The organism is Desulfatitalea alkaliphila (genome assembly GCF_022968795.1).
Lineage (GTDB): Bacteria > Desulfobacterota > Desulfobacteria > Desulfobacterales > Desulfosarcinaceae > Desulfatitalea > Desulfatitalea alkaliphila.
In genome coordinates this window covers 1-3,207 of record NZ_JALJRB010000058.1, presented here as the reverse complement: position 1 = coordinate 3,207, position 3,207 = coordinate 1, and the positions used below count along the sequence as shown (strand labels likewise).

The window sequence follows — 3,207 nt, the reverse complement described above, 5'->3', positions numbered from 1 at the left end:
ACCGTCGGCCACGGCGGCCAGGACGGCGCAGCCGGGCTCGCGGACGTGGGTGCAACACAAATGGGGGTCACACCTTGAATTGTGAACAAATCCGAGCAAGTGCAAATCCTGCCTCGGGTGCCATTTTTATGAAACCGAACAATGTTTCGCAGATATAGTCTTGGCATGCAGCACAATTTTCCACGCCTCTTTCCAAACAGCACTTGCGGATATCACAACTATTGCACCGCAGTAAGCAATCATTTTGCCTCCTCTCTATCTTTTACGAACGCTGCCGGCTTCGTTGCCACGGCTGTCAATAAGCGTTCCACGACTGCCGATCATTCTCCGAGCAAAATATCTCCCGGCGGTTATCACCCCGCGATAGTGCGCTGCACAATGCCCAGGGAAATTCGATCCTCCATTAGCGTGCCATGATACAACTTCGTAACTCAATTCATGGGAGCTGTCGGTTTTTATTCACACTTCAAGGTTTGACCCCATACCTTGTTTATTCACACTTCAAGGTTTGACCCCATACCTTCTCGAATTCCATTTACTCAACCATAACGGACGCCTCACCTGCCGGAAGGGAGTACAGGGTAAGCAAATGGCAAAAATTTTGTTAAGCGCCATACTCAGAAAAAGCTGTGGTGGCTCGCCCCTTCCGGTCAGAGTGAAGACGAATGTTCTGTGCCCTGTGGGCTCCAGTTAAAAGAAAGCTTACGATTCGATTGCACGCAGTCCCGCAAATAAAGATTTATTAAATTTTGATATGGAACTCCGGTTTCCTCAGCTAAGTTTTTAAAATAATCTATAATATCAACACCCATTCTGATGGTTACCTGTTTCTTGAGGTGTTTAGCATATGGATTTTTTCGCCCTTTCATTTTATCAAAATCATATTCTTTTCTCATTATGACCTCCTGAAATAGACCTTTTGTTCTTTCTTGGTCGCTTTTCTTGCTGAAATTATACGGATTGTTGATTCCTCCTCGCGATAACAATGGCAAACGACCAAAACTTTTAAATTTTGGCTTAACCCTAATAAAAGGAATCGTTCCTCATGGGGTGAATGGTCCGGGTCAGAAAATTCAATTGCATTTTCATCAAAAAATACAGTTTGAGCATCGTCAAATGAGACGCCATGTTTGCGCAGATTCGTCGTATTTTTACGATTATCCCATTCGAAAATTAGTTTTTTCATATTTACACTGTAAATATATAATAATTAAGTGTCAATAGGCAAGATTTGAATCTTTTACGCACAGAACGTTGCGCTTTAGGGGCCGCGCTCCCCAGCGGGTCCCTGGAAGCGCTTGTTCGCATTTCTTTAGAGTTTATCGTAACTTTTCCAGAGCCACACCAGCTTGAGGGGCCAACTTTATGAAAGCGGCTAAAGTACCACAGATATAATCATCGCAAGCTGCACAATGTTCCGTACCTTTTGAAATGCAACATTGGCGTATTTCACAGTGATTGCAATGAAAGAATCTTGTTCCTGTTGATTTACAGACATCACAATTGATTTGCTCAGGTTTTATGTCCTTTGGCCCTGTTGTGAGTAATGCAGAGCATCGGGCGCATCTTGGCGATACACCGGGCGCTTCGAGAATGAACGATGAGCCAGTCTTCGGGCTCATGCTGCTACTGCCCCGGTAGCAAGCGGCGGGTTCATCATTTCGTAGTGCCCCAGATTGCCGCTCTTCACGAAGATTTCCTTGAACACTCTGAGCGCGTTCTTGACCATGGCATCGCTCGGAGTGATATATGCGTCATCAAGTGCGGAATGGGAACCAGCGTTGACCCACGAGAATAGCGAGTTGCACATCACTTTGTCGGGGCCATCAAACTTGTCACAGAGCTTCTTGTAATCGACTGAACCAAGAATCGTAAAGTAATGCTCCAGGATGCGTCGTAACGTGTTCTCGATTTGCGGACTGACAAGCACGCCCGTCTGTACCGCCTTCTCGGCCTCGCGAACTTCCGACCAGAGAAGCTGATACGACGTTTTGATTGGGTTGCATTGATGCCTATCGCACTGCGAGTGCGGCACGCCCTTGCAGACGATCCAGAACGACTCTTCATCTAGACACTTGTCGGGAAGGCGTTTGTGGTTGTACGTGACCTCTTTGTGGAAATACACATTGTGCGTAAGCACGAACACCTGCTTAATGTGTTCGACGCCATTACGGCAATTCTCACAGACCTCACGAATGAGACTGCTAACGATGAACAGCACATCGCTGTCGAGACTGGACACCGGGTCATCAAACACCACGATCCGATCCTTAGTGATTCCGGTCTCCGAGAAACTGCCCTTGATGAGGTGGTAAAAGTAGAGGAACACAACGATGGACTTTTCGCCTTCGCTAAGAGTTTTCTTGGCATCAGAGCCGTCGGCTCGGACGAGCTTGTAGTGCTTTCCATCGCCAGCGTCAGCAATTGAAAAGCTGTCAAACCCAAATCGCTTGAGGGTCTGATTGATGGCATTGATGGTGGGTTGGATGCTCGTCGCCTGCTTCTCAAGATCGGCGATCTCCTTGGCCTTGTCAGCGATTCGCTTCTCCGCCTCCATAATGCTTTTCTCGATGCCGGCGATTGCCTTGTCGATCTTTTCTTTATTCTCTCGGTACTGCTTCAGGTCCACATCGAGTTCGTTGAGTACGTATCGCCACACTTCGGCAATCAGTGTCTGGTATTCAGCCGCAAGGTTATCAACCATCTTGTTGTGCTTGACGACCTCGGCATTGGCTTCGTTGATCATCGCTTCGATATCCGCAAGCACCGTCGTGAGCGAGTCCAACGTGACGGTCTGGCTCGGCTCTTTCTTCTTGTTCTCGAGGCGCAGCGTGTTCGCGGCGATGGCCTGATCTAGAGCTGCCTTCTCCGTCTTGAGCTTTTCCACGTCCATGAACTTTCCTGGCTCAGCGATAATGCCGACCACGGCTGACTGGATGGCACCAGCATCCTTGGTGTATTGCACTATGAGGTCGTTGATCGCCTTCGTGTCGTTCTCAAACGCCTCGTCGAAATAGTCGTTCAGGCTTTGCGCGAACTGTTCTGTGATCGATTGCTGGCAGAATGGACACTTCTGGTCGTTCTGCTCGTAGTACGGCAAACCCTGACGCACCCAGTCACTATTTCCCAACTTCGTGATCATCGCAGCGATATCAACATCTTCTTTGCCGATCACTTTCTTCTTGAGGATGGCGTTCGACTCGTGGG

General features: G+C 48.3%; 5 protein-coding genes. All 5 read right to left on the bottom strand.

The window, feature by feature from the left end; genetic code table 11:
- Nucleotides 1-67: 67 nt before the first annotated feature.
- Entirely contained in the window at nucleotides 68-232 is a 165-nt protein-coding gene (locus MRX98_RS22310) for a DUF3795 domain-containing protein (RefSeq protein ID WP_425523911.1), read from the bottom strand.
- Nucleotides 233-650: 418 nt separating this feature from the next.
- Nucleotides 651-896 (bottom strand): CopG family antitoxin, encoded by a 246-nt coding sequence (locus tag MRX98_RS21565; RefSeq protein WP_246915164.1) that lies wholly within the window; start codon nucleotides 894-896, stop codon nucleotides 651-653.
- The gene (locus MRX98_RS21560; RefSeq protein ID WP_246915161.1) at nucleotides 896-1,186 is read right to left on the bottom strand and encodes a BrnT family toxin; all 291 of its coding nucleotides are present in this window, start codon (nucleotides 1,184-1,186) and stop codon (nucleotides 896-898) included. Before MRX98_RS21560 ends, MRX98_RS21565 begins: the two co-directional genes overlap by 1 nt.
- 133 nt (nucleotides 1,187-1,319) lie before the next feature.
- The gene (locus tag MRX98_RS22305) at nucleotides 1,320-1,622 is read right to left on the bottom strand and encodes a DUF3795 domain-containing protein (protein ID WP_425523910.1); all 303 of its coding nucleotides are present in this window, start codon (nucleotides 1,620-1,622) and stop codon (nucleotides 1,320-1,322) included.
- A partial coding sequence (locus MRX98_RS21555; RefSeq protein WP_246915159.1) for an AAA family ATPase occupies nucleotides 1,619-3,207 on the bottom strand: 1,589 nt, incomplete at its 5' end. The genes MRX98_RS22305 and MRX98_RS21555, both read right to left, overlap by 4 nt.

Coding starts and splice junctions, on each gene's coding strand:
- MRX98_RS21565 (WP_246915164.1), bottom strand. CDS start 896: ATGAGAAAAGAATATGATTTTGATAAAATGAAAGGGCGAAAAAATCCA.
- MRX98_RS21560 (WP_246915161.1), bottom strand. CDS start 1,186: ATGAAAAAACTAATTTTCGAATGGGATAATCGTAAAAATACGACGAAT.
- MRX98_RS22305 (WP_425523910.1), bottom strand. CDS start 1,622: ATGAGCCCGAAGACTGGCTCATCGTTCATTCTCGAAGCGCCCGGTGTA.